21 protein-coding genes and 1 pseudogene are annotated in these 25234 nt (G+C 68.7%); 5 read left to right on the forward strand and 17 right to left on the reverse strand.

The window, feature by feature from the left end; genetic code table 11:
- Positions 1-85: 85 nt before the first annotated feature.
- Positions 86-1849, forward strand: a complete 1764-nt coding sequence (locus tag B7K20_RS03795) for an HNH endonuclease signature motif containing protein (protein ID WP_159449309.1) — start codon at positions 86-88, stop codon at positions 1847-1849.
- A 33-nt stretch (positions 1850-1882) separates the two neighbouring features.
- Here the strand turns inward: B7K20_RS03795 and B7K20_RS03800 are convergent, their stop codons facing one another.
- The 6 genes from B7K20_RS03800 to prfB all read right to left on the reverse strand — a co-directional run bounded on the left by B7K20_RS03800 (position 1883) and on the right by prfB (position 8751).
- Positions 1883-3787 (reverse strand): DUF2207 domain-containing protein, encoded by a 1905-nt coding sequence (locus tag B7K20_RS03800; RefSeq protein WP_159449310.1) that lies wholly within the window; start codon positions 3785-3787, stop codon positions 1883-1885.
- A gap of 105 nt (positions 3788-3892) precedes the next feature.
- Positions 3893-4366 (reverse strand): SsrA-binding protein SmpB, encoded by a 474-nt coding sequence (gene smpB / locus B7K20_RS03805; protein ID WP_084100642.1) that lies wholly within the window; start codon positions 4364-4366, stop codon positions 3893-3895.
- Positions 4367-4439: 73 nt separating this feature from the next.
- Positions 4440-5852: a M23 family metallopeptidase gene (locus B7K20_RS03810; protein WP_084100645.1), complete on the reverse strand. Its 1413-nt coding sequence runs from the start codon at positions 5850-5852 to the stop codon at positions 4440-4442.
- Positions 5849-6760, reverse strand: a complete 912-nt coding sequence (gene ftsX, locus B7K20_RS03815) for a permease-like cell division protein FtsX (RefSeq protein WP_084100648.1) — start codon at positions 6758-6760, stop codon at positions 5849-5851. Before ftsX ends, B7K20_RS03810 begins: the two co-directional genes overlap by 4 nt.
- The gene (gene ftsE, locus B7K20_RS03820) at positions 6760-7452 is read right to left on the reverse strand and encodes a cell division ATP-binding protein FtsE (RefSeq protein WP_084100651.1); all 693 of its coding nucleotides are present in this window, start codon (positions 7450-7452) and stop codon (positions 6760-6762) included. The genes ftsX and ftsE overlap by 1 nt, the downstream gene beginning before the upstream one ends.
- Positions 7453-7638: 186 nt before the next feature.
- On the reverse strand, positions 7639-8751 hold the full coding sequence (prfB, locus tag B7K20_RS03825; protein WP_084100653.1) for a peptide chain release factor 2: 1113 nt from the start codon (positions 8749-8751) through the stop codon (positions 7639-7641).
- A gap of 44 nt (positions 8752-8795) precedes the next feature.
- Between prfB and B7K20_RS03830 the strand changes: the two genes are divergently transcribed.
- On the forward strand, positions 8796-10097 hold the full coding sequence (locus B7K20_RS03830) for an ion channel protein (RefSeq protein WP_144018522.1): 1302 nt from the start codon (positions 8796-8798) through the stop codon (positions 10095-10097).
- 159 nt (positions 10098-10256) lie between these two features.
- Here B7K20_RS03830 and adhE read toward each other — a convergent pair whose 3' ends face one another.
- The 11 genes and pseudogenes from adhE to B7K20_RS03880 all read right to left on the reverse strand — a co-directional run.
- A complete protein-coding gene (gene adhE, locus B7K20_RS03835) occupies positions 10257-12986 on the reverse strand; it encodes a bifunctional acetaldehyde-CoA/alcohol dehydrogenase (RefSeq protein WP_084100660.1) in 2730 nt (909 codons plus the stop codon).
- 191 nt (positions 12987-13177) lie between these two features.
- Positions 13178-14368: a GGDEF domain-containing protein gene (locus tag B7K20_RS03840; RefSeq protein WP_084100663.1), complete on the reverse strand. Its 1191-nt coding sequence runs from the start codon at positions 14366-14368 to the stop codon at positions 13178-13180.
- Between the two features lie 92 nt (positions 14369-14460).
- Positions 14461-15237, reverse strand: coding sequence for a pyruvate formate-lyase-activating protein (gene pflA / locus B7K20_RS03845; RefSeq protein WP_084101052.1), 777 nt, complete (start codon positions 15235-15237; stop codon positions 14461-14463).
- A 171-nt stretch (positions 15238-15408) separates the two neighbouring features.
- Positions 15409-17679, reverse strand: a complete 2271-nt coding sequence (gene pflB, locus B7K20_RS03850; RefSeq protein WP_084100665.1) for a formate C-acetyltransferase — start codon at positions 17677-17679, stop codon at positions 15409-15411.
- Positions 17680-17900: 221 nt separating this feature from the next.
- A complete protein-coding gene (locus B7K20_RS03855; RefSeq protein ID WP_159449311.1) occupies positions 17901-18380 on the reverse strand; it encodes a pilus assembly protein TadG-related protein in 480 nt (159 codons plus the stop codon).
- Positions 18377-18844, reverse strand: coding sequence for a pilus assembly protein (locus tag B7K20_RS13040; RefSeq protein WP_159449312.1), 468 nt, complete (start codon positions 18842-18844; stop codon positions 18377-18379). Before B7K20_RS13040 ends, B7K20_RS03855 begins: the two co-directional genes overlap by 4 nt.
- Positions 18841-19242, reverse strand: coding sequence for a TadE/TadG family type IV pilus assembly protein (locus B7K20_RS03860; protein ID WP_371327860.1), 402 nt, complete (start codon positions 19240-19242; stop codon positions 18841-18843). Before B7K20_RS03860 ends, B7K20_RS13040 begins: the two co-directional genes overlap by 4 nt.
- Positions 19211-19399, reverse strand: a complete 189-nt coding sequence (locus tag B7K20_RS03865) for a hypothetical protein (protein WP_084100674.1) — start codon at positions 19397-19399, stop codon at positions 19211-19213. The genes B7K20_RS03860 and B7K20_RS03865 overlap by 32 nt, the downstream gene beginning before the upstream one ends.
- A 38-nt stretch (positions 19400-19437) precedes the next feature.
- Positions 19438-20361 (reverse strand): type II secretion system F family protein, encoded by a 924-nt coding sequence (locus tag B7K20_RS03870; RefSeq protein WP_371327861.1) that lies wholly within the window; start codon positions 20359-20361, stop codon positions 19438-19440.
- Positions 20358-21215, reverse strand: a complete 858-nt coding sequence (locus tag B7K20_RS03875) for a type II secretion system F family protein (RefSeq protein WP_084100677.1) — start codon at positions 21213-21215, stop codon at positions 20358-20360. The genes B7K20_RS03870 and B7K20_RS03875 overlap by 4 nt, the downstream gene beginning before the upstream one ends.
- A gap of 1 nt (position 21216) precedes the next feature.
- A pseudogene (locus B7K20_RS03880) lies at positions 21217-22056 on the reverse strand (CpaF family protein); the annotation flags it as partial.
- Between the two features lie 21 nt (positions 22057-22077).
- Between B7K20_RS03880 and B7K20_RS03885 the strand changes: the two are divergent.
- The 3 genes from B7K20_RS03885 (at position 22078) to B7K20_RS03895 (ending at position 25225) form a co-directional block, all read left to right on the forward strand.
- Positions 22078-23607, forward strand: a complete 1530-nt coding sequence (locus B7K20_RS03885) for a recombinase family protein (RefSeq protein WP_084100680.1) — start codon at positions 22078-22080, stop codon at positions 23605-23607.
- Positions 23608-23865: 258 nt separating this feature from the next.
- Entirely contained in the window at positions 23866-24144 is a 279-nt protein-coding gene (locus tag B7K20_RS03890; RefSeq protein ID WP_084100684.1) for a helix-turn-helix domain-containing protein, read from the forward strand.
- 100 nt (positions 24145-24244) lie between these two features.
- Positions 24245-25225: a hypothetical protein gene (locus B7K20_RS03895; RefSeq protein ID WP_084100688.1), complete on the forward strand. Its 981-nt coding sequence runs from the start codon at positions 24245-24247 to the stop codon at positions 25223-25225.
- The last annotated feature ends 9 nt before the right edge of the window (positions 25226-25234 follow it).

Raw genomic sequence — 25234 nt, forward strand, 5'->3', positions numbered from 1 at the left:
GGTCCGTGGCGACGTTCTGACGTTTGCTCAGGTCGCCGCAATGTCGGATGAGGCGTTGGCGGACTTGGGCTTCGCCGTGGGGGCCGTGCGTCAGGACGCCGATCGGATGATGGCGGTGGTGGCTGCGGAGACGCAGAAGCGGTCGGAGAAATCCACACGTGGGGTGGGATTCGCGCGCGGACACGGCCACCGCAATGCACCGGGGATGGTGGAGAAGCAGACCGGGGTTTCGGGCCCGGAAGCAAAGCGTCTGATCGAGTTGGGCGAGACGCTCGCCGATGCGGAACGCGCCGCCGCGGTGGACCAGAACAGTCAGAACGCTGGCGAGGCGCCGCGCGACGCATGTAAGACGCCGGCCATGCCGCCGGAAGTTCAGCCGGCTGGTCCCGTGTTTGCGCATGTCGCGGCGGCGTCGCGTGCAGGACAGTTGGGTGCGGAGGGCGCGACCGCGATCACCAGGATGCTGCGTGGCGTGGCCGACCGTGCTGATGCAGAGCTGATGGTCGAGGCGGAAAAGGATCTGGTGTCCAAGGCCCGTTTCATGTCGCTGTACCGGCTTGGGCAGGTGATTAATCGGTGGCGGGACCGTCTCGATGCCGACCATCTAGAAGAACTCGCTCAGGAGCGTCGTGACCGTCGCTTCCTCAACGTGGGTGAAAACGCTGACGGGATGATCCGCATCAACGGGCAACTCGATCCCGAAAACGGCGCACCATGGGTGGCACTCATGGGCGCGATGGTCAACCAGCAGTTCCGGTCCAACAAGAGCGCCCGTGACGCGATCAAGAAAGGTCTCGTCGCGACCGTCGACGACCGTACTCCCGGACAAGTGTGTGCGGACGCCATGGGCGCATTCGCTAGGCATTTGCAGGGCTGTGACGTTGAAGTGCTGCCTCATACCAGCGCCAAGGTGGTCGTGACTATGGACTACGACACCATGCTCGCTGCTGCCAAGGGTGACAGCACGCTCGGTGCCACGATCGAGGGTCTCTCGACCACCCCGGACGCGGGTGAGCTGCGCCGCATGATGGCCCGCGCCGGCCTCATCCCGTCCGTCCTAGGTAAGGGCTCACGCAAACTCGATGTGGGCTACACCGGCCGGCCCTTCAACCCCGCTCAACGCATCGCGATCCTGAAGCGTGACGGAGGATGTGCGAAGTGCTCGCTGCCGGCCGCCTGGGATGACTGCCACCACATCACTCCGCTCGAGTTCGGCGGAAAAACCGAAACGACCAACGGTGTCACCTTGTGTGTGAAGTGCCACCACGACGTGCACCGTGAAGGCTGGATCATCGTGGCCACCGAAACCGAGGTGTGGTTCATCCCGCCGGCACATTTGGACCCGGAACGCACACCCCAACCCGGGGGCAGGAAACTGTTCGACGCGACCGCCGTGTACGGCGACCACCTACCCGACCCCGCCGACGTCATCGCCCGCACCCCCATCGCCGCCGCCAAAGCCGGCGACCACCGACGACGACAACAGCCGCCGCCCGCCGAGCGGCCTCGATCGATACCGCCCGAGCAGCCCACATCGGCTGATCGGCACGACGAGCCTCCCACGCCTCGACCCTCCGGCACCTCCGCCTGCGCCATGGCACCGGATTCCAGCATCAGCACACTCGTCGAGCCGCTACCGGACGCGGCAAGCAGCGGCAGCTCTCCACACGACCGAGAATCGTGGGTGGCCAGGCGCATCGCTGCAAACACCAGGGCGCGCGCCGACCATGTGAACTTGCCGCCCCATCGGACACCGCGAGACCACCGGCGATGGCGACGCCACGAGGTTCCCGCGGGCCTCGTACTCGGCGAGTCCGTCTTCACTCATCCGCCACCCAGGCGCGAGTAGGAGAGAGGAGCCGGGAAGCCCGCAAGGGAGGGCTTACCAGCCGCCGCCACCGCCGCCGAAGCTTCCGCCACCCGAGAAGCCGCCCCCGCTTGAGAAACCGGAGCCGCCGGACGAGCCAGGCGTTGGCGTACTGATGGCCGCGTCCGCGAGTGAAGTGAGGTCTGTCATCTGGCGTCCAAAGGCAGCGTGATAGAGCCAGAACGATCCCGCGTACGAGGCTCCGCCATACCAATTCGGAGCAGGCACGTCGTGACCTTCCCGTGCGAGCCGGGCGAACAGATCCGACCACCGCTCGGCGACGCCGAACGCGATGGCGTAGGGCAGGTACCGGCTGAAGATGTCCTGGCCTTCTTCGAACTTAAGCTGGGCGGCATCGGCGGTCTCGAGATAGAGCTTGAAGCCTTCGGTCTGGGCGAGCACCCGCGAGCCCTCGGGCGTGCGCGCTGCGGCCTTGTTCGTGAGCACCAGCATGACCAGCCCGACCACCGCAATCGCGACGCCCACCAGCCCGGCGCCCCACAGCGCCGCCAACACGAAGGTCGCGGCCACACCCACGAACACCAGCACGATCGCGAGCGCTGCCCACGACCCTCGTGCCGACTTGGGATTGCGCTTGAACCACCCACGGTCCGTGACGTCGCGGTACATCTCCTCCTGCACCTTCGCGAGATCGGCGGCGAAGGTCGTCTTGAGGTCCTCGAACGCCACCTGCTCGCGGCCCTCGAAGATCGCCTCGAAGAGCATGCGCCCGTACGTGGGCATCTCGGCATCGGCCTCGCGTAGCTTGACCAGGCGGTAGTCGGCAGGCGGCTGCTGCTCCCCCACCGGGTCGATCCGCAGGTAGCCGCGCACCGCCTGATCGATGATGGTCGCCGTCACGTCACGCACGTCGGCCTTCTCGTCGAGCAGCGTGCCGAGCTGCCCCGGCCGGAGCCCCCGAGGTGGCTCAAATTGCACGGCGATGGGCGCCTTCGGATCGCGTCGCATGACCGCGGCCTGGGCATCCGAGAGCGGCTCGAGCCCCGGCGCCACGCCCGCGTAGACCATGTCGGTTCCGACGCGCCGTAGCCGCCGAATCACGAGCCACAGGCCGCCCGCCAGGATGACGAGTGCCGCCCCCACGGTCCAGACATTGACCGCGAAGGCCCGCGCCACGTCGTTCGCGACCTGCGTCTTCGGGGTCGTATCGAACGTTCCCGCGGGATACAGCGCCGCGACGGTGAGCGGCTCGTAGGCGGCCACGGCATCGGCCGTGTACGTCACCGAGGTTCCGGGCTCCCCCGCCGTGCAGCCACCCGTCGATCCCTCGGGCCCCGAAAAACACCGCACCGCTGTGGCGGCGACGGGCGACGCAACAGTGACCGTGATGTCCGAGACCGGAGTCTCCCAGCCCGAGCCGATCGCGTTCCAATAGAACTCGTCGCCGGCGAGGTCGTCGTCGGTCTCCGAAGTCGTCGTCTCGTTCATGACGTGCGCGACCGTGTAGCTCAGGACATAGGTCTGGACGCCCGAGACATCCGAGATGTCCTCGTCACCCACCCGGATGTACAGGGTGTCCCCCTCCGACTCCGTGGTGACGTCGTCGGGCGCGCCCGTGGGGCTCGAGACGTCGATGTTGCCGATGTCCCACACCCGCTCGAGGTCCGAATCCTCGATGCCCTGGGTAGTCGGGAGGGTGAAGATGACGCCGTGACCCGGGTCGTTGCCGAAGTCGAAATCAATCTCGGTCGTCACTGCCACCGAGCCATCGGGATCCAGCACGTAGGTGGCGTCCCAACGCGTCACCTCTCGCCCGGGATAGTCGTCGGCGGTCGAGGCCGCGATCGCCGCGGATGGGGCGGCCGCCGCAGGCACCGCCAACGACGACACACCAGCAAGCGTCGCCAGGGTGGTCAGGCCCGCGAGGGCAACGGTCAGGGCAGGCCGGAGCAATGGCATGTCTCCATCTTGGCGAAGAAGGGAGGCCATGACCAGGGACGATGACTCGGAGCCGGTGGGCCGACTCCTGCCAGGCGACCAACCGAGCGCGGTGGAAACCCTGCGCTAGTCGTGCCGGCGCAGGCTCATCGCCCGCTCGGCCTCACGGTTGTCCTGCTTCTCGCGCAGCGTCTGGCGCTTGTCGTAGTGCTTCTTACCGCGGCCGATGCCGATCTCGAGCTTCGCGCGACCCTTCACGAAGTACAGCCTGAGCGGCACAATCGTGAAGCCCTTTTCGCGGGTCTTGATGAGCAGCTGGTCAATCTCGGCGTGGTGCAGCAGCAGCTTGCGGCGCCGGCGTGGGGCGTGGTTGGTCCAGGTGCCCTGCGAGTACTCGGGGATGTGGACGTTCTCGAGCCACGCCTCGGTGCCCTCGACGTGCACGTAGCCGTCGACGATCGAGGCGCGGCCCGCGCGCAGCGCCTTGACCTCGGTGCCACGCAGCACCAGGCCCGCCTCAAACGTGTCGTCGATGAAGTAGTCGTGACGCGCCGCGCGATTGGTCGCTACGACCTTCTTCTCGTCGGACTTCTCCGCCATGACTCACCTCCTCGATCGTGTTCGCCCGGGGACACAGCAGCCAGGGCGATGTACGAGTCTAGGCGACAACCCGCTACAGCATCGACATGGGGTTCACGGTCGAGCCGTTGACGTACATCTCGAAGTGCAGGTGGCACGCCGTCGACGACCCCGTGTTACCCGAATAGCCGAGCAGCTGGCCGCGCGAGACCTTCTGACCACTCGAGACCGCGAAGCGCGTGAGGTGGTTGTAGCTAGACATCACGTAGTCGCCGCCCACGGTGCCGTGGTCCAGCATGACCTGGTTGCCGAAGCCGGGCACGGTCTTCGCCCACTCCACGGTGCCGGGCGCCGAGGCGTAGATCGGCGTCCCGCAGTACGCACGGAAGTCCGTGCCCGCGTGCAGGCGCCAGTAGTGATAGATCGGGTGATAGCGCATCCCGTACGAGGACGTGATGTAGACGTTCTTCGTGGGGTAGGCGAAATACCCGGAGGCCGATGCCGCACCGCCGTTGCTCTTGGCAGCCTCCTCGGCGGCCTTGCGGGCCGCCTCGGCCTCAGCCTCGGCCTTCGCGTCCTCGGCGTCGGACTTGCCCTCCTGGGCGGCCTTCTTCGCGGCGAACAGTGCTGCAACCTGGTCGCGAAGCTGCGCCTGGAGCGCCTCGTTCTCGGCCTGCTGGGCGAGGTAGGTCTGGCGCTGCGATTCGAGGTAGTCCTTCACCTCTTGCGCCTCGGCGAGTTTCACGTCGAGCGCGGCCTTCGCGTCCTCGGCGGCCTGCTCCTTCTCCTGGCGCTCGATGACCAGCGCATCCGCCTGCGCCTTCAGCTCCGTGATGTAGTCACGCACGGCCTCCTGGCGGGCGCCGCGGTTGCGGTTGACGGCCGCAATCTCGTCCAATTCGGCCAGCGTCGAGGCCTGCACGCGCGCGGCCGACTGCTGCGCCGTGAACTCGTCGACAAACTCGTCCTCGTCGGCCGCCCCGAACACGATGCCCAGGCTCGCCTCAGCGGAGCCACCCTTGTAGGACTCGCGCGCAATCGCCGCGACGCGCGACTGCAGCTCCTGCACGCGCTCCTCGTCCTCAGCGATCTGGGCGGTGATGGCGGCGTCCTGGGCCTCCGCTGCCGCCAGCTTGTCGGCGACGATGCCCTGCTCGACGATGGCGGCCTCGACGGCCTCCTTGGCCGCGGCGACGGCGGCCTCGAGCGGCTCGATCTGCGCCTCGAGCGCGTCGAGCTTCTCGGACGCCTCGATGATCTTCGCGTCGGTGTCTTCGAGCGCGCTCGACAGCTCGTCGGCACGCTTTTGCGCCGCGTCCTGATCCGCGTTCGCGTCCGACAGTCCGTCCTCGGCCTCGTCGATCTGGTCCTGATACTTGTCGATCTGGTCGTCGTAGTCGTCGGCGGCAAAGGCGGACCCGCCCAGGCCGATCGCGAGTCCCCCCAGGATCGCCGTGAGCATCACGGCGACGATGAGGATGAGCGGGCGCCGGTTCGTGTCGGTCATGCGCGCGTGTACCTGTTCAGCGTGAGCAGCGAGGCGGCGCCGGCGAGGCCCACGGCGATCAGCACCAGCCACGGGGCCACCGACCACACGTCCTCGCGGCCGATGTAGTCGACCCAGGAGATTGACCCCGTCAGCCAGCCTTCGACCAAGTACTGCGTGCCGAAGAACAGCCCCGCGATCGCGAGCACCGCGCCGCCCGTGGCCGCCACCGCGCCCTCGAGCATGAACGGCAGCTGGATGAGCGAGCGTGACGACCCGACCATGCGCATGATCGTGGTCTCGCGTCTGCGAGACAGCGCGGACAGCCTGATCGTGGTCGTGATGAGCAGCATCGCGGTCACCATCATGACGATCGCGAGCGCGGCGGCCACGATGGTGGCTGCGTTGAGGAAGTCGAACAGGTCGTCGAAGACCTCGCGCTGGTCGTAGACGGATTCGACGCCGGGGAGCCCAGCCGTGGCATCGGCCACCACTTGGAATTCTTCCGGGTCGGTGAGCTTCACGCGCATGACCGGGGCGAGGTCCTCGGGCTCCAGCTGCGAGTACACGCCCGAGTCGTCGGCGGCCACGATCGAGTCGTAAACCTCCTCGCGCGTCTCGACGTAGACGGACTCGACGAGGTCGGAGACGTTGCCCTCCTCGAGCACCGCGACGATGTCGTCGGTCTGCGCCTCGGTCACCGGGCCGGCCGCGCAGTTCTCCTCGTAGGAGTCCGGCGGGCACAGGAAGATCGACACCTCGACCTTGCCGTACCAGGCGTCTTTCAGCTGCTGCACCTGCATCTGGGTCAGCGCCGCCGCGCCCACGAAGGTCAGCGACACGAAGGTGACGAGCGCGACCGACAGCGCCATCGTCGAGTTGCGGCGCAGCCCGTTCCAGACCTCGCCGAAGACAAACTGGAGCCGCATCAGACGGTCTCCAACCCGTAGACGCCACGGTCCTGGTCACGCACCAGGTGCCCGCCCTTGAGCTCGATGACGCGCTTGCGCATCTGGTCGACGATCTCGTCGTCGTGGGTGGCCATCAGCACCGTGGTGCCGGTGCGGTTGATGCGGTCCAGCAGGCGCATGATGCCCACCGACGTGCCCGGGTCGAGGTTTCCCGTGGGCTCGTCGCACAGCAGGATGGGTGGGTGGTTGACGAAGGCGCGCGCGATCGCGACGCGCTGCTGCTCGCCACCCGAGAGCTCGTGCGGCATGCGCCGCTCCTTGCCCGCAAGCCCCACGAGTTCGAGCATCTCCGGCACGTTCTGCTTGATGTCGCGCTTGGACTTGCCGATGACCTGCAGCGCGAACGCCACGTTTTGGTACACGGTCTTGTTGGGCAGCAGGCGGAAGTCCTGGAACACGGCGCCGATTTCGCGACGCAAGTGCGGCACCCGCCAGCTCGACAGCCTGTTGAGATGGCGGCCCGCGACCCAGATGTCGCCGTTCGTCGGGCGCTCCTCGCGCAGTACCAGCTTGAGGAAGGTGGACTTTCCGGAGCCGGACGATCCCACCAGGAAGACGAAGTCGCCGCGCTCGATCTCCACGTCGATGGCGTCAAGCGCCGGACGCGCGCCGCGCGTGTAGACCTTGGAGACGTTGTCGAGTCGAATCATGTGTACGTGTGCGCGAGGGGTAGTCACGCGCTTCCGCCAGCATCGTAAGAACGCGTCAAGCGGCTTGCCGGGAGGCGCGCCGCTCTCGTGGTGTCGCGTTGGTCACGCGCTCGCGGGCGCTTCCCGACGGCCGATGCCGTGGCCGGGCGCGGTACGGAACGTACGTGGCGCATCGGCCCTGGAAAATCAGTCCTGCTGCGTCTGCTGCTGCTTGCGCCAGCGAATGCCGGCGTCGATCAGGCCGTCGAGGTCGCCGTCGAAGACGACCTGCGGGTTGCCCACCTCGTAGCCGGTGCGCAGATCCTTGACGAGCTGCTGGCCGTACAGGAAGTAGGAGCGCATCTGGTCGCCCCAACTGGCCTTGATGTCGCCCGCGAGCTCCTTCTTCTGCGCGGCTTCCTCTTCCTTCTTCAGCAGCAGCAGGCGCGACTGGAGGACGCGCATGGCGGCGGCGCGGTTCTGGATCTGGCTCTTCTCGTCCTGCATGGAGACGACGATGCCGGTGGGCAAGTGGGTCAGGCGGACGGCGGAGTCGGTGGTGTTGACCGACTGGCCGCCGGGACCGGAGGAGCGGAACACGTCGACCTTGATGTCGGCCTCCGCGACCTCGATGTGGTCGGTCGATTCGATCTGCGGGATGACCTCGACCGCCGCGAAGGAGGTCTGGCGCTTGTCCGCCGAGCCGAAGGGGCTGATGCGAGCCAGGCGATGCGTGCCGGCCTCGACCGAGAGCGTGCCGAACGCGTACGGCGCGTTGACCTCGAAGGTGGCCGACTTGATGCCCGCGCCCTCCGCATAGGAGGTGTCGAGGACCTTGGTGCCGTAGCCGTGACGCTCGGCCCAGCGCAGATACATGCGCAGCAGCATCTCGGCGAAGTCGGTGGCGTCGTCCCCGCCCGCGCCCGAGCGGATGGTCACGACCGCGTTGCGCTCGTCCCACTCGCCCGACATGAGGGTGCGTACCTCCATCGCGGACAGGTCCTTCTTGAGGACCGCGAGCTCGCTGTCGGCCTCGGCGAGGGTATCCTCGTCCTCGCCCTCCGTGCCGAGCTCGACGAGCACCTCGAGGTCCTCGATGCGCTGGCGAATGCGGTCCAGGCGGTCCTTCTCGGCGTTGGCCGCGGACAGGGCGCTCGTGACGGCCTGCGCGTTCTCCTGGTCGTCCCACAGATCCGGCGCCGCCGCCTGGTTTTCCAGCTCGGCGATGCGCGCCGCGAGCTTCTCGGGGTCGCTCACGGCCTCGATCTGGTGGAAGGTCGCGTTCAGCGCGGAGATCTCTACAGGAAAGTCGGTGGCCACGACGGTCCAGTCTAGTCGCGCGGGCCGGTCCTATGCTCGTGGCCATGAGCGACGCAACCCTCACCCACCACGAGCGCCGGCACGCCACCGCGCGCACCCTGCTGCGCCTGACGATCCCCGCGGTGGTCATCGGCGCGATGTGCGCGGTGCTGCTGTGGGTGATCGACGAGGCCGCCGAGGGCGTCACCCATGTGCTGTGGGACTGGATCCCCGAGGTGGGCGGCTTCGACGCCGAGTCCTGGTGGTGGCCCATCATCGTGCTGACCCTCGCGGGAGCGGCCGTGGGCACCATCATTCGCTACGCGCCCGGCCACGGTGGGTACGACTCGGCCACGACCGAGCTGGTCGCGCCTCCCCTGCCGCTGAAGGCGCTGCCCGGCATTGCGGCGGCGCTCATCGTGTCCCTGGGCGCCGGCGTCTCGTTGGGCCCTGAGAGCCCCATCATCTCGATCGCCGTGGGCCTGTCGGTCTGGGGACTGGCGCGGATCGTGCCGAACGCGACCGCCGGCCAGATCCTGTTGGTGGCGGGCGCCGGCATGATCGGCGCGATGTTCGGCTCCCCCGTCGCCGCGGCGCTGCTTCTCACCGAGATGGTGTCCGGCGCCGGACGCCAGGGCCTGCTGTGGGACCGGCTGTTCGCGCCAGTGGCGGCCGCCGCGTCCGGCGCCGTCGTCGCGATGTGGCTCGGTGTGGCCTTCATCCCGGGCAACCTGTCCGACTATGCGGGGCCGGGATGGGCGGATCTGTACGTGGGCATCCCCATCGCGCTCGCCGCCGCCTTCGCGTCGTTGGTCGGAGCCCGCCTGATGCCGCCGCTGTGGCACCTGCTGCGGCGCTTCCCGAATCCCATCGTGTTCACGACGATCGGCGGTCTATTGGTGGGCCTCCTGGGCGCGATCGGCGGCCCGCTCACGCTGTTCAAGGGCGCGGCCGAGAGCGGCGAGCTGGTGGCTACGGCCGCCGAGTACTCGTTCTGGGGGCTGCTGTTCCTCGCCGTCATCAAGGTCGCAGCGCTGACGGTGTCCGCCGCGGCCGGGTTCCGCGGCGGGCGCATCTTCCCCGCGGTGTTCATCGGCGTCGCGTTTGGGCTCGCGGGACACTCGCTCGCACCCGACAGTTCGCTCGCCCTGGCGCTGGCGGCGGGCGCGGCCGGGTCGATTCTGGCGATCGGCCGCGACGGCTGGCTCGCGCTGTTCATGGGCGTCGCGATGGTGGGCGACGTCGCGGTGCTGCCCTCGCTGTGCGTGATCGTGCTGCCGGTGTGGCTCATCGTCACGAGCGGCCCCGAGATGCTGGTGCACGGCGCGAAGGTGCCTGCGAACGCGGGGCATCAGCCGCCTGAGTGACGGGCGTCGACCGGTCCCACCCGGCCGCCGCGATCCTCGCCTCACTGTCACCGGCACGACAACCCCGACGCGGCTCAGGCCGCCGTCATCCGAAACACATACGGCACGGCCCCGACTCCTCCAGGAAGCCGGGGCCGTGCCGTGTGTGGCTGATGTGCGCTACTTGGCAGCCTTCTTGGCGGTCTTGCGCGGCGCCTTGGCAGCGGCGGCCTCCTCCGCGGCGGCGCCGGCAGCCTCGCGGGCGGCGACGTCCTCGTAGCGGATGCCGTAGTAGGCGGCCTGCATCATGACCTTCATGTCGGCCAGCATCGGCAGGCGCGGGTTGGCGGGCGCACACTGGTCCTCGTAGGCGTTCATGGCGAGCGTGTCGAGCGAGGCCATGAACTCGGCCTCGTCGATGCCGATCTCGCGGAACGAACCCTCGATGCCCACCGCGGCGCGCAGCTCCTCGACCGCGGTGGCGTAGGCCTCGACGGCCTCGTCCGGGGTCGAGTGGGCGAGCCCCAGCACCTTCGCGATCTCCTGGAACCGCTCGGGAGCCACGTAGGACTCCTGCTTGGGCCACGAGGTCGGCTTGGTGGGAACCTTGCCGTTGTAACGGATCACGTGCGGCAGGTAGACGGCGTTGGTGCGGCCGTGGGCGACGTGGAAGGTCGAGCCGGTGACGTGACTCATGGCGTGCACCAGACCCAGGAACGCGTTGCCGAAGGCCATACCCGCGATGGTCGCGGCGTTGTGCATCTTCTCGCGCGCCTTCTCCGCCTCGGGGCCACCCTCGACGGACTTCGCGATGTTCTCGAACACCAGGCGGATCGCCTGGAGCGCGAGGCCGTCGGTGAAGTCGTTCGCGTAGACCGAGACGAACGCCTCGGTGGCGTGGGTGAGGGCGTCCATGCCGGAATCGGCCGCCACACGCGAGGGCAGCATGCGCGTGAGCACGGGGTCGACGATCGCGACGGACGGGGTCAGCGCGTAGTCCGCGAGCGGGTACTTGCGGCCCGTCTCGGTGTCGGTGATCACCGCGAAGGGGGTGACCTCGGCGCCGGTGCCCGACGTGGTCGGGATGCACACCAGCTGCGCGAGCTCGCCCAGCTGCGGGAAGGTGAAGGCGCGCTTGCGGACGTCGAAGAACTTCTCCTTGAGGTCGCTGAAGACCACGTCCGGGTGCTCGTACATGAGCCACATGACCTTCGCGGCGTCCATGGGCGAGCCGCCGCCGACCGCGATGAGGGTGTCGGGCTTGAAGGCGCGCAGCACCTCGGCTCCGGCCGTCACGGTCTTGATGGAGGGCTCGGGCTCGACGTTGTCGATGATCTGGACCGACACGTTGTTGTTGCGGCGGTTCAGCACGTCGAGGATGCGGTCCACGATGCCGATGCGGGTCATGGTCGCGTCCGTGATGATCGTCACGCGCTCCACGTCGGGCATCGACTTGAGGTAGCGGATCGAGTTGGGCTCGAAGTAGGTCTTCGCCGGGACCTTGAACCACTGCATGTTGTTGTTCCTCCGGCCAATGCGCTTGACGTTGATCAGGTTGATCGCCGAGACGTTGTTGGACACCGAGTTATGGCCGTAGGAGCCGCAGCCCAGGGTCAGGGACGGCAGGAAGGCGTTGTAGATGTCGCCGATGCCGCCCTGCGAGGACGGGGAGTTGCAGATGATGCGGACGGCCTTGACGCGCTGGCCGAACTCCTGGATCACCGCCTGGTCGGTCGCGTGGATCGCGGCGGAGTGGCCCAGGCCGTGGAACTCGACCATACGCTCGGCGTAGTCGAGGCCCTGCTCGGTGGTCTCGGCGCGCAGCACCGCAAGGACGGGGCACAGCTTCTCGCGGGTCAGCGGCTCCGACTCGCCCACGGTGGAGACCTCGGCGAGGATGATCGAGGTGTCGGCGGGAACGGAGAAGCCGGCCTGCTCGGCGATCCAGGTGGGGTGCTTGCCGACCACGTTGGGGTTGAGCTTGGCGCCGGCGCAGTTCTCGCCGGAGGCGGTGACGCCGAAGATGAACTCCTCGAGCAGCGCCTTCTCCTCGGCGGTGACGCGGTAGGCGTGGAGGCGGTCGAACTCGCTCAGCGCCTCCTCGTACAGCGAGCCGTCGAGGATGACGGCCTGCTCCGAGGCGCACACCATGCCGTTGTCGAACGCCTTCGAGATGACGATGTCGTTGATGGAACGCTTGAGGTTGGCCGAGGAGTGCACGTAGGCGGGCACGTTGCCTGCACCCACACCCAGGGCGGGCTTGCCGCACGAGTACGCGGCCTTCACCATCGCGTTGCCGCCGGTGGCGAGGATCAGCGCGATGCCGTCGTGATTCATGAGCGCGCCGGTCGCCTCGAGCGAGGGGTTCTCGACCCACTGGATGCAGTGCTCGGGGGCACCCGCGGCGATCGCGGCGTCACGCACGGCCTTGGCGGCGGCGACGGACGACTGCTGTGCGCTCGGGTGGAACGCGAACACGATGGGGTTGCGGGTCTTCAGCGCGATGAGGGACTTGAAGATCGCGGTCGAGGTGGGGTTGGTCACGGGGGTGATGCCCGCGATCACGCCGACGGGCTCGGCGATCTCGGTGATGCCTAGCAGCTCGTCCTCGTGGATGACGCCCACAGTCTTCATGGGGCCCATCGAGTGGGTGACGTGCTCGCACGCGAAGATGTTCTTCACGGCCTTGTCCTCGAAGACGCCGCGGCCGGTCTCTTGGACGGCCTGCATGGCGAGGTCTCCGTGCTGGCTGAGCGCCGCCACGGAGGCCTTCTTCACGAGGAGGTCGACGTCTGCCTGGGTGAAGGCCGAGTAGGCCTGCAGCGCGCGCTGGCCGTTGGCGACCAGGCGGTCGATCTCGGAGGCGACGGACGGGGTCTCCTGGACGGCAGACTCCTGGGTGGCGGTCATGTGATTTCTCCCTTGCCGGGGGCTCCTAGCGGCGCCCTGATACTTCGACGATAGGGGCGCGTGAGGCACATCACATGAGGCCTTTGTCCCGTAGGACATTCGTCCTACCAGGGCTTTTGTCCTAGGCAGGCGGGCTTGCGGGCCGGCTTGCGGGCGGCCGATGTCGTGGCCGGCTTGGCCAGTCGGCCGACCTACGCGCCCGCTTGGGGGAGGTCGTCGGCGTGCACCACGGCGCGGTCCCGTCCGGCGGCTTTGGCCTCGTAAAGGGCACGATCGGCGCGCTCCATGGCGTCCTCGAGACGCTCGCCCGGGTGCGCGGCCGCGATGCCAAAGCTGATGGTCGCCGCCTGCTGATCGGGCCCCGAGTCGCGCCGTACCGCCGCCGAGATCTCACTCGTCAGCGCCACCACCGCATCAGCGTCCGTAGCGGCCAGCAGCAGCGCGAATTCCTCACCACCCAGGCGGCAGGCGAGGTCGCGGTCCGCCAGCAGCGCCCGGCACGCGTGACCAAAGGCGCGCAGCACGCGGTCCCCCTCGGCGTGGCCGTGAGCGTCGTTGAGTTCCTTGAAATGGTCGAAGTCGGCGGCGACGACGTAGGGCGCGGCGCCGCGAGCCGGCGAGGCGAGAATCGCACGGCCCTGGTCCATGAACGGCGTGCGGTGCAGCAGGTCGGTGAGGTCGTCACGCATGGCACGCCGGCGCCAGCGCTCCGAGATTTCGAACCGCGACAACTCGGTGACCGAGTAGGTCACGACCACCATCGCGAGCGTGACAACAATCGTCGTAATCGCCGGGCCGGTCCACGTGACGTACCAGGGATCGAGCGGGCCCAGCAGCACGAAGACGACCGCACGGATCGCGTACAGCAGCGCCATCGCGCTCGCCGCGAGCGCGACCGACACCACGGCGTGATGGGTGCCCACCCCCGCGCCGCCACCAGGGGCGCGCCCGTGATCGGTCGCGAGCGTCCACAGTTGGTAGGCCGCGAGGCCGAACATGATGGCCATGCCGATCAGCAGCGCGAGCGTGCCAGCGAGGACACCCTCGTGGCGGGGCAGCACCGCGGCGGCCACCAGGACCGCGACAGGCGCGGCGGCCACCGCGAGGGGCCGCGTGGCAAGGTGGCGCAGCGACCGCGCCGCGACCCACGCAAAGGCAGCGGCGAGCACCGCGAGCGCGTGCCCTACGGCATCGGTCAGCCACCCCCACGAGGTGCCCGTCAGCCCATAGAACGCGGTGCTCACGGAGGAGGCGACCACGACCAGGCTCCACCACCCTGCATACGGGGCGCGCGAGGGTAGGTAGGTGCCGAAGAACACCAAGACGAACGTGAGCACGCCCACGCACGCCTGGACAAAGCGCAGCGTGTCGAGGTCGAGCATGGGCAGAGCCTACGGGCCCCGCGAGCCCTACGAAAGGCGGCACGAGGGCTCGGGCCGACCACGGCATCGGCCGCCTGGAAGGCCGGCGGCGGTCAGTAGACCGTGAGCCCCCGCTCGGCGAACTGGCGACGCACGCGGGCGACGAGCGCCGGCGACGGCGCCTGGGTGTCCTCGAGCGCGTAGGGCTCATTGAGCGCATGCCACTTCTCGCGGCCCATCTGGTGGAAGGGCAACACCTCCACGCGCTCGACGGTGTCGAGCTCGGCGAGGTAGTCGGCGACCAGGTCCACGTTGTGGGCGTCGTCGGTCAGTCCAGGCACCAGCACGTAGCGCACCCAGATCTTCACACCCTGGGCCGACAGGCGCCGGCCGAAGTCGAGCGTGGGCTGGAGGGCGCGGCCCGTGACCTCCTTGTACGTGGCCGGGTCGCCCGACTTCACGTCGAGCAGCACCAGGTCGGTGTCGGCAAGCAGCTCGTTCGAGGCGCGAGCGCCCAGGAACCCGGACGTGTCGAGCGCCGTGTGGATGCCCATCTCCTTGGCGCCGCGAAAGATGCGGGCCACGAAGTCGGGCTGCAGCAGCGGCTCGCCGCCGGAGATGGTGAGGCCGCCGTCGGAGGCCTTGAGGACGTGCGAGTAGCGACGCACGCGGGTGAGGACCTCGTCGGCGGTCGCGCGCGTGCCGTTGCGCATCATCCAGGTGTCGGGGTTGTGGCAGTACAGGCAGCGCAGGGCGCAGCCGGCCAGGAAGTACGTCAGCCGGGTGCCGGGGCCGTCCACCGCGGTGACGAGCTCCCACGAGTGGATAGTGCCCTCTTCACCCTTGGTGTGGCGCACGCCGTGGCGCATCTCCTCGTCGGCGTCGCGCATGGAGCCGGCGCTCGGCCCCGCCGCGCCCACGATGGGGAGCGACGGGCCGGCGATGGTGATGGGCTCGGTGACGGCCGCGGGCTCGGCGGCCGAGGCCTGCGGCTCCGTGGCCTCAGCGGCCTGAGCTTGAGCCACCCGGGCGGGGACGGTGGCGGTCATGTCAGTCGCCTCCTAGAGCGAACCGTGGAACGTGCGGGACAGGACGTCGAGCTGCTGCTCGCGGGTGAGCCGCACGAAGTTCACGGCGTAGCCCGAGACGCGGATGGTCAGCTGCGGGTACTTCTCGGGGTGCTCCATGGCGTCCTCGAGGGTGTCGCGGTTCAGCACGTTGACGTTCATGTGGAAGCCGTGCTCGATGGCGTAGGCGTCCAGCACGCCGACCAGGTTCTTGACCTGCTCGGGCTTGTCGCGGCCGAGTCCCGCGGGCACCACCGTGGTGGTGAGCGAGATGCCGTCCTGGGCGTCGTCGTAAGGCAGCTTCGCGACCGACAGGGCGGAGGCGACGATGCCGTGGGTGTCGCGGCCGTTCATCGGGTTGGCACCAGGGGCGAAGGGCTCCCCGGCGCGGCGGCCGTCGGGGGTGTTGCCGGTGGCCTTGCCGTAGACGACGTTCGAGGTGATGGTGAGCACCGATTGCGTGTGCTTCGCGCCACGGTAGGTCTGCTGCTGGCGGACCTTGTCCATGAAGCGGTGCACCAGCTCGACGGCGATGGCGTCGACACGGTCGTCGTCGTTGCCGTAGGTCGGGAACTCGCCGGTGATCTCGTAGTCGGTGATGAGGCCGGTCTCGTCGCGCACGGGGCGCACCTGGGCGAACTTGATGGCGGACAGGGAGTCGGCCGCGACCGACAGGCCGGCGATGCCGCAGGCCATGGTGCGCAGGATCTCCTTGTCGTGCAGCGCCATCTCGATGCGCTCGTACGCGTACTTGTCGTGCATGTAGTGGATGCAGTTGAGCGCGTCGACGTAGGTCTCGGCCAGCCAGTCCATGGTCTTGTCGAAGGCGTTGACCACCTGGTCGTAGTCGAGGACCTCGCCGGCCATCGGGGCCGCCGCGGGCGACACCTGCTTGCCGGAGACCTCGTCGCGGCCGCCGTTGATCGCGTAGAGCAGCGCCTTGGCGAGGTTCACACGAGCGCCGAAGAACTGCATCTGCTTGCCGACCTCCATGGCCGACACGCAGCAGGCGATCGCCGCGTCGTCACCGCACTGCGAGCGGATCAGGTCGTCCGACTCGTACTGGATGGACGAGGTGTCGATCGACACCTGCGCGCAGAAGTCCTTGAAGCCCTGCGGCAGCGCGACGTTCCAGAACACCGTGAGGTTGGGCTCGGGGGCCGGGCCCAGGTTGTACAGGGTCTGGAGGAAGCGGAACGAGGTCTTGGTGACGAGGGTGCGGCCGTCGTCGCCCATGCCGCCGATGGACTCCGTCACCCAGGTCGGGTCGCCCGAGAACAGGTTGTCGTACTCGGGGGTGCGCAGGAACCGGACGATGCGCAGCTTGATGACGAAGTCGTCGACGATCTCCTGGACGTCAGTCTCGGTCAGCGTGCCCTCGGTCAGGTCGCGCTGGGCGTAGACGTCGAGGAAGGTCGAGGTGCGGCCCAGCGACATCGCGGCGCCGTTCTGCTCCTTCACGGCGGCGAGGTAGCCGAAGTAGAGCCACTGGACGGCCTCGCGGAAGTCCTTGGCGGGGCCCGAGATGTCGTAGCCGTAACTCTTGGCCATGGCCTTGAGCTCGTTCAGCGCCTTGATCTGCTCCGAGTTCTCCTCGCGGTCACGGATGACGTCCTCGGTGGAACGGTCCATGTCCAGCAGGGCACGCTCTTGCTTCTTGCCGGCGATGAGGGCGTCCACGCCGTACAGGGCCACGCGGCGGTAGTCGCCGATGATGCGGCCGCGGCCGTAGGCGTCGGGAAGGCCGGTGACGATGTGGGAGGAGCGGGCGGCGCGCACGTTCGGGGGGTAGACGTCGAACACGCCGTCGTTGTGGGTCTTGCGGTAGGTCGAGAAGATCGTTTCGAGCTCGGGGTCCACGGGGTAGCCGTAGGTCTCGAGGGACTTGACCACCATGCGCCATCCGCCGTTGGGCATGATAGCGCGCTTCAGCGGAGCGTCGGTCTGCAGGCCGACGATCACGTCCTCGCCCTCGCGGATGTAGCCCGGGGCGTGGGAGGTGATGGTGGACGGGGTGTGAGCGTCGACGTCGTAGACGCCCTTCTCACGCTCTTGCGGGAACATCGCCGTGATGGAGTCCCAGGCGCGGGCGGTGCGCTCGGTGGGACCGGCGAGGAAGCTGGCGTCGCCCTCGTAGGGCGTGTAGTTCGCCTGCAGGAAGCCTCGCACGTCGATGCCCTCTGACCAGGGTCCCCGCTCGAATCCGCGCCACTCGGTGGAGTAGGCGATCGTGTCTTCGGCGGTCCGGGGGTCGGTGGCGGTCATGTCGGTTTTCTCCCTCTGCCCAACGGCGCGGGCGGTGTCTCCGCGGTGCATCCGTTGAGCCACACTTCGAAAGTACGAGCCCTGATGTCCGTTTTCGCGGGCCAAAGGTCCCGTTCCGGGCGGCCGATGCCGTGGCGGGGTTTCGATGGCGTCTCGCCACCGCGATGAGGCGCTTGGGTGCCCGTTGCCCTCATCTCGCCGTGGCCTTCGGTTGCCCTGCGCTAACTCGTCCGGGCCGTGGCCGTTGCAGAGATCCGAATGCCGTCACTCCACGGGGCGAGCGCGTCGATGCGCCATGGGAGATGGACGGTGCGCCCCAGGACGATGCGGGCGGACTGCCCGTCGTCGCTGCCTGCCTCGAGCAGGCCCACCTCGCCAATCCACGGGCGCGCGGGGTCCGCCGCGAGGCGGGTGGCGGCGTGGACACGGACGGCGTCGTCGTCGAGGGCGAGCACCGCTCCCCCGGTGCCGTAATACGCACCGCCGTCCACAGCATCGGCCGCGGACAGGGCGACCTCGTCGGCGAGGGCGACCAGGCGCAGCCGCTCGAGGTGCACCTGGGTGGCGCTCGCCACCACGAGGGCCGCGAGCGCGATCACCACGATCCAGCCGAGCGCCCACACCGACATCGAGCCGTCGTCGTCGCGCCAGCGCGCGCCGGTCCCGCGTGACGTCGTCGTGCCGCCGGGCGTCCTCGTCACGGCGCGGTCCCATCGATCGGCGAGGCGCCGCGCGCCGTGAGGGTCACCGTGAGCGGCGCGACGTCGAGCACGCCTGCCGGAACGCCCGGGAGGCCGATCTCGCCCGTCACATCGGCGACGATCGCCGAGCCCGGGCTGAGGCATTCGCCCTCACACGCGAGGGTGAGGTCCAGCGCTCCTACGCCGAAGTCCTCCGCCACCAGTGCGACTGAGGCCTCCGCATGCGCGCTCGCCTCGCGCCAGGCTCGGTCGCGACCGTCGCCGTCGATGAGCGCGTCGACTCCGCTCGTGGCGGCCGCACGGGCCGCGGTGCGCGCGGCGGCCTCGGTCGCGTACATGCCCGCCTGCAGGTGCGCGAGCGTGATGATGAGGTAGACGAGCGGGATCATCACGAGCACCGTGACGCCCAGGAACTCGACGAGCGCCGAGCCCTCGTCAGAAGCGGCATGGGCTCGCCTGTTCACTGGCCCTCCTCGATCGCCCGTGCCTCCACGGTCATGTTGCCGGCGCCCCAGGTGCCCACCACGGGGATCGGAGCTGTAAGCGTCACCCGCACGCCGTCGGCGCCATCGATCCGCACCGCGGCCGCCTGGGCGCTCGCATCGACCCCCGGCAGAGACTGGCTGGCGACCTCGAGCGCGCGCTGGGCGCCGTCGGCCGGCTCCCGGTCCGCGGCGGCGGCATGACGAGCGCCCTCGTGCGCGCTCGAGATCAAGGTGTTGCGCACGTGCAACGCCAGCACCAGCTGGAGCAGCGCGAGCGCGATCAGCACGACCAGGGTGCCGATCATCACGAACTCGGCAGGCGCACTGCCACGGTCGTCGCGGAGCTCAGCCGCCCGTGACGCCGTCGATCGCATCATCGAACAGCCCGGCAAACGTGGGCTCCGCGATCGCCCAAATCACGGCGACAAGCCCCGCCGTCATCAAGGTAATCAGCACCCATCCAGGGACGTCCCCGCGGTCGTCGTGCATGTCGACCATGCGTGCCGCGAGGGCGTCCTTCCATCGCTTCTTCATGTGCCTCCCCTTTTCTCCTGTGGATGTGCGGCGTCCGGTTAGAAGCCCCACCTGATGGACATCAAGCCCGGAAAAACTGCGAACAATACGGTCACGGGAAGGACGATGAACACGACGGGCACGAGCATCGCAATCTCGCGCTTGCCGCCCTCCTCCATCAGCGCCTCGTGGCCGCGCGAGCGCACGTCGGCGGCCTGGGCTCGGAGCACCTGGGACAGCGGCGTGCCCCTCTCGACAGCCGTCGCGATTCCCTCGGCGAAGCGTGTCATCGCGGGCAGTTCCGTGGCCTCGGCCATCGCCGTGAGCGCTGCGGGCAGTCGCGCACCTGCGCGCACCTCGCCGAGGGCTAGAGTCAGCTCTTCCGACATCGCGCCGTGGGTCAGGCGCGCGACGCGGTCCAACGCTGCAACGGCGCTCTCCCCGGCACCCACCGCGAGCGCGAGCATCTCGGCCACCGTAGGGAGCTCGGCGAGCAGGCGGCGCTCGCGGGCCTTCACCGCCCGAGTGAGCCAGGCATCACGAGCGAGCATCGCGCCTGCCGTAGCGACGACAACGAGTACCGCGAGTGAGACCACTGATGTTCCTCGGGTCGCCGCCAGCAGCAGTGCCACCGCGAGCCCCACGAGCAGGCCCGCGATGCCCCAGATCACCTGCTGCGCGCGGAACTGCTCGACGGTCGTCGTGGTGCCCGCCCGGCGCAGTCTCCGCCGCAACTGGTCCGTGGGCGAGCCGTAGCGCTCCAGCAGCCGTACGCCGTCGCGCACGACGGGGGCGAGGATCCGCTCGAGCGTGGGAAGCGGCGTGACGGTGACGGAGCGCCGCCTGATCTCGTCGGCCGTGGACGCCCGCACATACGGCGCGATCCGCACCGCGAGGCTGGGCCGTCGGGCCCTCGCCCACGCGGCGATCAGCGCGACACCCGCGCCGAACGTCAGCCCCACTACTATCGCCTGCCACATCATCGCAGCACCCGCTCTTCCGTGGTCAGGCGCCCGGCCCGGATCATGAGGCGATACGCCACCACCGTCGCCGCGGCGCCCGCCACCAGCACCGTCACGCCCACCGCCGAGTTATACGCGACCAGGCTCTGGCCGCGAAAGGCGAGCATGGCGAGCACCACCCACGGCGCTGCCGCCGCGAGCCGCGCGGCATTGACCGTCCAGCTCTGGCGAGCCTCGATCTCTCCCCTGACCCGCGCATCGGCCCTCAGAAAATCCGCGAGCGTCCTGAGAGTCTGCCCCAAGTCGGTGCCACCCACCTCGCGTGTGAGGCGCAGGGTCTCGACGATGCGGTCGGCGACCGGATCCGCGAGCCGCGCCTTGAGGAGGTCGAGGCTGTCGTGGAAGCGGCCCGAGGCGCGGTAATCCTCACCGAACAGCACGAACGGCTCGCGCAGCGGGTCGGGGCCGCGGGTGCCGACCTGGGCGACCGCCTCGGGCAGCGTCAGCCCCGCGCGCACGCCCGAGGCCAGCGAGTCGACGACATCGGGCCACAGCCGGCGAGACTCGTCGGCTCGCCTGCGCGCACGGGCATTGACCAGGGCGAAAGGACCGCGCGCCGCGAGAATGCCGAACCCCACGCCCACGACCGCGGAGCCAGAGAGTCCTCCGATGAGCATCGCGACCACCAACCCCAGTCCCGTGGCCGTCGCCACGAGCGCACCGGGGGTGACGGCACCGGCGCCGGCCTGCACGAGCCGGTCACTCAGCGATGCGTGCCAGGTCGACGCGCGGCGAGGCTCCACCGGCGGAGCCCAGAAGGACCACCACACCAAGAAGACTCCCAGCCCGGCGACGAGTCCCCATAGTGCGCCCATGTCAGATCCCCAGGAGGTCCTCGACCCGGAAACCGGCACGGGTGAAGCGCTCCTCGCCCGGCGGGAACCCACCCGCACGCACCAGCCGCTCGCCGTCGTGACGGAACACGTCCGAGGTTTCGACGACCCCGTTCTCGACCCGGCCCGTCACCCCGACGATCTCGCGCACGCGCCGCGCGCCGCGCGAGTCGATGTCGAGGTGCACCACGAGGTCGAGGGCCGATGCCACAGTCGGCACCACGAACCGGTCCGACACGTTCTCGCCGGCGAGCAGCGGTAGGGTGCACATCTTGACGATGGCGTCACGCGCCGAGTTCGCGTGGATGGTCGACATGCCTGGTAATCCCGCATTCAAGGCGACGAGCATGTCGAGCGCCTCGGCCTCGCGCACCTCTCCCACGATGATGCGGCTGGGGCGCATGCGCAGCGCCTCCTTCACCAGGCGCCTGAGCGGAATCTCGCCCGTGCCCTCGAGCGACGGTTGGCGGCATTGCAGCGCCACCCAGTCGCGCCCAGGCAGGCGCAGCTCGAACACCTCCTCGCACGACACCACGCGTTCCCGCGGCGGGATGGCGCCAGCGAGGGCATTGACCATGGTCGTCTTGCCCGCCTGCGTCGCGCCCGAGACCACAATGTTGAGCCCCGCCTCCACCGCCGCGGACAGGAACGCCGCCGCCTGACGGGTGAGGGAGCCGAGACCCACCATGTCGTCGACGTGGCTCGCGCGCACGATGAACTTGCGAATGTTGACGGCCCAGTGGCGGTGGGTCACGTCCGGGATGACGACGTGGAGGCGTTCGCCGCCGGGAAGCGTCGCATCGACGAAGGGGCTGCTGAGGTCGAAACATGAGAAAATACATACATGGGAAACGAGGAATCGGGCAGCGTCAGGGCGGCGATCTACTGCCGCATATCTAGGGACCGCGCTGGCGGCGGGCTGGGCGTCGAGAGGCAAGAGGCCGACTGTCGCGCGCTGGCCGAACGCCTCGGGTGGGAGGTCGTCGCGGTGTACGTGGACAACGACATCAGCGCCTACTCCGGCGCTCCCCGACCCCAGTACCGCGAGATGCTCGCCGCCGTCGATGCCAAGCGTGTCAGCGGCATCGTCGCGTGGCACACCGACCGCCTGCACCGACGGGCGACGGAACTCGAGGAGTTCGTGGCCGTGGCCGAGCGCAACGACCTACAGGTCCAGACGGTGACGGCGGGGACCATCGACCTCACGACGGCCTCGGGCCGCATGGTGGCGCGCATGCTCGGCGCCGCCGCACAGCACGAGGTGGACCATGCCCGCGAGCGCATGAAGCGCGCCAAGGCCCAGATGGCGGCTGACGGGAAGTACCGGGGAGGCCCTAGGCCCTATGGGTTCGAGAAGGACGGCCTCACGATCCGCGAGCACGAGGCTGCAGTGGTTCGCGAGGCCACCGAGTCGATCATCGCGGGCCGCTCTCTACGAGCCATTGCACGCGAACTCAACGAGCGCGGATTGCAAGCCAAGCGCGAAACCTACGTGAAGGACGCCAAGGGCGGTCGCGTCAAGGACGCCGCAGGCAAGTATCGGATGACCTCGAAACAGGTCGAGTGGACCTATGCCCGGCTTCGCGATGTGCTCGTGCGGCCCAGGAACTGCGGACTGCTCGCACACGGTCGAGCCGACCGAGGCGACCTCCAGATCGTGGGCAAGGCCACCTGGCCCGCGATCATCGACGAGGAGACATGGAGGGCTTGCTACACGCTGCTCATCGACACCTCCCGCCGCAACCAGCAGAACACCGCGACCCGCTGGCTCGGCTCGGGCATCTACGTGTGCGGCATCTGCGGCGGCAACGTCCGCGTGACCGCCATCGGCGGCACCGCCGCGCGCAAGAACCAGGTGCGCCAATATCACTACCGCTGCGAGGCGTCGGCCCACCTGACGGTGCGCCAGAGCCTCGTGGACGACTACGTGCGCGACGTCGTGGCCGAGCGAATTCGCGACCCTCGTGTCGCCGCAGCCATGCAGCCCGAGGACACCATGATCGCCGTCGACCGCGACCGCAGAGCGGTGCTTTCCGCACGGCTCGAGGCCTTCGAGAACGACTACGCCAACGGCGTCACCTCAGGTGCTCAACTCGCCAAGGCGAGCGCTCAGGTGACCTCTGAACTGACGGCCATCGACACCCGACTGTCGGCGGCGCTTCAGCAAGGCGCAGCGTCCACGATCCTCGCGACAGCCGACCCCGGCCAGTCCTTCATCGACGCCCCTATCGATGTGCAGCGCGCCGTCCTGGCCGCAGTCCTCCGCGTCGAGATCCTGCCGGTGGGACGTGGCGCGTCCCGCCGCCCGGTGCACGAGCGACTGCTGCTCACGCCGGTGGGCGCCGAAACGGAAACCGCGCATATCGCCGTGTGAGCCACTTTTGCCACGCTTGCGGTTCGGACTAGGCGTAGCGCGAGAAGGTGCCGCAGATCGGCGCACATGGCCGTTGGTGCCCATGGTGCGGCGCGGCCAGATGTGAGAAAATGAATCTAGGAATGGCCCGAGCCAAGAAATCCAGACGGGCCAACGCGCGACAGGGACGACCCCTCAAATGAGGTAGCGCGGACAACGAGGCTCCCCCAGGGCCCACCGGCCTTCGGCACACATCCGGTGGACGACCCAGGGAGAATCATGTCCACCCAGGACACCCACCGTTCCAGCGCCTCTCTCATGACCCTGCAGGGCATGGCCGACCACCTCGACGTGTCGGAGCGCACCATCCGCAACTGGATCACCCGCGGATACTTCAACGCCTACAAGGTCCGTGGCCGACGCGGCTATTTCGTGCGGCCCTCCGAAGTTTCGGCGGCACTCAAGGAGCACGCCACCTCTGGAGCGATGCGCACCGGCACGACCGCCTTCGGCCCCAAGGGCAAGGTCGTCACCATCGACGCTGAGGTGGTCGAGTGACCCCCGCCGAGGCTGCTGCAGCCATGCCGCCCCTCACTCCCGAACAGGTCGCCCGCGTGGCGGCCCTGCTGAGCAGCGCGAGCTCGAAGGGCGGTGCACGGTGACCCTCAACATGGACGACGGCGAACGCTGGCTGGCCGAGTTCTTCCCTCCACCGATCATCGGAGACTGGGCAGACGGCGCGATCCGCGTCGCCTCCCTGTCACCGGGTGACGGCTGGGTGGAGTGGCCCAGGGGCATCAGACCCGACCAGGCGACGACTCGCCAGTTCGGCCACCGGTTCCACGAGGCCGTGGCCAATGGCCTGGCTCTCGAAGCAGCGAGCGCGGATGTGTTCGTGTGTCCTTACCTCCACCCAGACCGACGGAGGAAGGGGCAGGCCACCCGGCGACGGCACATCCATGCCGACGTCGATGGGCCGCTGGACCTCGAGCAGACCAGGGCGCTGGGAGCGTTCGCCGTCGCGTCCGGCACAAAGACCGCTGAAGGGCCGCACGGTCATGTGTACGTGCGGCTGGACGCCGAAGTAGACGCCCACATGCACCACGCCCTGTGTGTGGGGCTGGGCCGGCTGGTCGGCGGCGCAGCGTGGGACTCCTCGAAGGCATCCGACGAGGACGTTCTGCGCCCCGTGGGGACGCTGAACTATAAGCACGACCCGCCCGCACGTGTTCGATGGCTGATCGAGCCCGATGAGCCGAGCGTCTACACCTGGCCAGTACTGGACCTCATGCACCGCCTCGGCATCCGATGGGATGACGTGGAGAGTGATCGCGAGCGCTCGCAGCGGGCGCGGCGGTCGTGGGGCACGGAGCCGTTCTTCGACGCTCACCGCCGAGATGTCCTACTCGCCCAGATCGCCAACGCTCCTGAGACGACGCGCAACACGACGCTCTACGGGCTATCGAAGGACACCTGGCGGGGCTGGCTCAGGCGGGCGCCGGGCAAACGCGAGAAGGCCGCTGAGATTGTGACTCGGCTGGTGGCAGCTGCTGGTGTCGCGGGTTTGTCGCCATCCGAAGCCGAGACCACCGTGCTGTCGGCTCAGCGGGCCGTGATCGAGGAGGAGGAGCTCGCGTGAATGTAGATG

Origin of the sequence: Demequina sp. NBRC 110051 (assembly GCF_002090055.1) — a bacterium.
GTDB lineage: Bacteria > Actinomycetota > Actinomycetes > Actinomycetales > Demequinaceae > Demequina.